Origin of the sequence: Shewanella sp. SG41-4, from assembly GCF_014164505.1 — a bacterium.
Lineage (GTDB): Bacteria > Pseudomonadota > Gammaproteobacteria > Enterobacterales > Shewanellaceae > Shewanella.
In genome coordinates this window covers 1-3982 of the sequence record NZ_JACJFI010000311.1, presented here as the reverse complement: position 1 = coordinate 3982, position 3982 = coordinate 1, and the positions used below count along the sequence as shown (strand labels likewise).

The following is a 3982-nucleotide window of genomic DNA, read 5'->3' as shown; positions in this document are numbered from 1 at the left end:
CGCCAAGTGAGTGTGGGCAGTTTAGTGACCCCAGGTGAGCAAATTAGTACCTTAGATGACGTGAGTAAAATCAAATTAGATTTTCCTGTGCCAGAGCGTTTTATCCAAGAATTACAACCAGGTAAATTAGTGGAAGCCAGAGCGGTTGCTTATCCCGATTCGATATTTAAAGGCGTTGTTACTTCGATTGATAGCCGTGTTAACCCAGATACTCGAGCGGTAATGGTGCGCGCGGTAATGCCTAATGATGATTTTAAATTATTGCCTGGCATGTTGATGAAAGTTCGCCTTATTAAGCAAAGCCGTGAAGCACTACTATTACCCGAAGCGGCGATTATTCCTATTCAAAACAAACATTATGTTTATGTGGTAAATGCAGAAAATGTTGTTGAACAGCAGCAGGTTACTTTAGGTAGCCGGACTCGTGGTTGGGTTGAAATAACCGACGGGCTTAAGGTTGATCAACAAGTGATTATTCGCGGTATTTTAAAAGTTCGTCCTGGAGATAAAGTTCAAGTTCAACAAGCTGAAAACTTTAAGTTTGCTCATGTAGAAGGCATGGAGACGTCAGCATGATATTAACTGACTTATCGGTAAAACGGCCTGTTTTTGCATCTGTTATCAGTATATTACTGATTGTTTTAGGCTTAGTCTCATTCGATAAATTACCCTTGCGGGAATATCCAAATATTGATCCTCCAATAGTGTCGGTTGAGACCAGTTATCGTGGTGCCAGCGCTTCTGTGGTTGAAAGTCGAATCACTCAACTTATCGAAGACAGAATAAGTGGTGTTGAAGGCATTCGTCATATTAGTTCGTCGAGCAGCGATGGTCGTTCAAGCGTTACCATTGAGTTTGATATTAATCGAGACATTGAAGCAGCAACCAATGATGTTCGTGACCGTATTTCAGGTTTATTAGAACAGCTTCCAGAAGAAGCCGATGCCCCCTCTATTTACAAAGCTAACGGTAGCGATGAAGTCATAATGTGGCTCAATTTGGTGTCTGACCAAATGGATATCTTGCAGCTTACTGATTACGCTAATCGTTACTTAGTGGACAGATTTTCAGTCATCGATGGTGTGTCGACGTTACGTTTAGGTGGCGGCAAAGTCTATGCTCTGCGAATTTGGATTGATCGCCAAGCGTTAGCGTCTCGCAATCTAACCGTGTCTGATGTCGAAGCTGCACTTCGTTCTGAAAACGTTGAGTTACCAGCAGGTTCTATCGAGTCGAAAGAACGTCATTTTACTGTACGCCTAGACAGGGTATTTAAAACGGCAGATGATTTTTCTAACTTAGTCATCAAACAAGGTGATGATGGTTACTTAGTAAAATTAAGTGATGTCGCCAAAGTCGAAATTGGCTCCGAGGAAGAGCGTATCATCTTCCGAGGTAATAAAGAGGCAATGATTGGTTTAGGGGTCAGTAAGCAATCTACCGCAAACACCCTTGAAGTAGCCCGCGCCGCAAATGCGTTGGTAGACAAGCTTAACCCAACGTTGCCAGCAGGCATGGAGATCAAACGCTCATACGACAGCTCGGTTTTTATTGAAGCTTCTATTGATGAGGTTTATCAAACATTATTTATCGCCATGGTGTTAGTGATTGTGGTGATTTATTTGTTTTTAGGGTCTGTGAGGGCGATGTTAATACCAGCCATTACTGTGCCGGTATCATTGCTTGCAACTTTCATTGTGTTATATGCCCTTGGTTATACCATTAATTTATTAACCCTATTAGCGATGATCCTTGCGATTGGTATGGTGGTTGATGATGCCATTGTGATGTTAGAGAATATCCATCGACGGATTGAAGAAGGCGATTCTCCACTAAAAGCTGCATTTTTAGGCGCACGTGAAGTGGGCTTTGCTATTGTGGCAACCACTTTGGTACTGGTAGCTGTATTTATGCCTATTACCTTCTTAGAGGGCGATTTAGGCAAGCTGTTTAAAGAGTTTGCTGTCACCATGAGTGCAGCAGTGATTTTTTCCAGTATTGTGGCGTTAACACTCAGCCCGATGATGTGCTCAAAGTTATTAAAGCCAGCAGAACAAGATCCTTGGCTGGTTAAGCAAATCGATAAAATGATGAGCAAGTTATCTGGCTGGTATTTGATAACTTTACAGGCAGGAGTTAAGAGACCTGTTTTAGTGTCATTAATCGTATTAATCTCGTTTGCATTGAGTGGTTTATTGTTAAATAAAATCCCACAAGAATTTGCCCCACAAGAAGACCGTGGCTCGATGTTTTTAATGGTCAATGGACCTCAAGGTGCTAGCTTTGAATACATTGAAAAGTACATGGATGAAGTTGAAGGCCGTTTAATGCCTTTGGTTGAAAGTGGTGATATTAAGCGATTATTGATCCGTGCCCCTCGTGGTTTTGGTACCGCATCAGACTTTTCGAATGGTATGGCAATTATCGTTTTGGAAGATTGGGCTGAACGTCGAAGTGCCAATGAGATCATTGTCGATATTCGTAATCGTTTGTCTGATTTAGCTGGCATTCGTGCTTTTCCTATTATGCGCCAAGCATTTGGTCGTGGTGTGGGTAAACCAGTACAGTTTGTCATTGGTGGCCCAAGCTATGAAGAATTGGCTGAATGGCGTGACATCATGCTTGAGAAAGCCACAGAAAATCATAAGCTCATTGGTTTAGATCACGATTATCAAGAAACCAAACCTCAGTTGAGAGTAGTGATTGATCGTGAACGTGCCGCAGATTTAGGCGTGTCAATTTCTCATATTGGCCGAACCTTAGAGTCGATGCTTGGTTCGCGTTTGGTCACAACGTTTATGCGCGATGGTGAAGAGTATGATGTGATTGTTGAAGGTAATCGTGATAATCAAAGTACCGCAACGGATATGGAAAATCTCTATGTTCGTTCTGACCGTTCGCAAGAGCTGATCCCGTTATCGAACTTAGTCTCGATTGAAGAGTTTGCCGATGCCAGTTCGTTAAATCGATACAATCGTATGCGCTCGATTACGTTAGAAGCTAATTTGGCCGCTGATTATACATTGGGCGAAGCGTTAGATTATCTCAATCAGCTTGCAGCGACCTATTTACCTGCTGAAGCGGTGATAAGTTATAAAGGGCCATCATTAGATTACCAAGAGTCGGGTAACTCGATGAACTTTGTCTTTTTACTCGCATTAGGCATTGTGTTTTTAGTGCTTGCGGCACAGTTTGAAAGCTATGTTCACCCGATGGTGATCATGTTAACCGTTCCGTTAGCAACATTAGGGGCGTTAATTGGGTTATGGTTTACTGGTCAAAGTATCAATATTTACAGTCAAATTGGCATTATCATGCTGGTCGGTTTGGCGGCTAAAAACGGTATTTTAATCGTTGAGTTTGCCAATCAATTACGTGATAGGGGAGTTGAGTTTCAACAATCGATTTTACAAGCATCGACCCAACGTTTACGGCCTATTTTAATGACCGGTATTACCACTGCTGCAGGGGCGATTCCATTGGTGTTATCCAGCGGAGCAGGGGCTGAAACTCGTTTTGTGATTGGTGTGGTAGTGTTATCAGGCATTTTACTGGCGACATTCTTTACCTTAATTGTTATTCCTGTTGCTTATAGCTTGTTTGCTCGTAATAGCAGCTCACCAGAAGCGGTAGCTAAGCAGTTAGAGATTGAATTAAAACAAGACTAATCACGTTTAGCTTTGATTCGTCATCTTTGATTCGTAATCACTAATGCGTAATCACTGATACAACCTGAAATCAGGATATATGAAAAAGCCAGTCATTGAAGTGACTGGCTTTTTTGTTGCATTATTTACAAGGAACAACCTTTGCTTTATCCAAGCATTGAAATTGAAATGGAGCGGTTGCGTTGGATTTAATTAACCTGAACTCGGGATAAAAAATTGAACTAATCGCCCTCTTCGTGATCAGATCTTTCGACCAAGAAGGAACCAATCACGCAGAGGGCTTATGAATAATTTAGTGGATATATTTTGTGATG

At 41.8% G+C, this 3982-nt stretch carries 2 protein-coding genes; both read left to right on the top strand.

All coding sequences use genetic code 11. The annotated features are described in order from the left end of the window. A partial coding sequence (locus H5202_RS18710; protein WP_182773395.1) for an efflux RND transporter periplasmic adaptor subunit occupies positions 1-576 on the top strand: 576 nt, incomplete at its 5' end. Next, entirely contained in the window at positions 573-3668 is a 3096-nt protein-coding gene (locus tag H5202_RS18705; RefSeq protein ID WP_182773394.1) for an efflux RND transporter permease subunit, read from the top strand. The genes H5202_RS18710 and H5202_RS18705, both read left to right, overlap by 4 nt. Positions 3669-3982 lie beyond the last annotated feature (314 nt).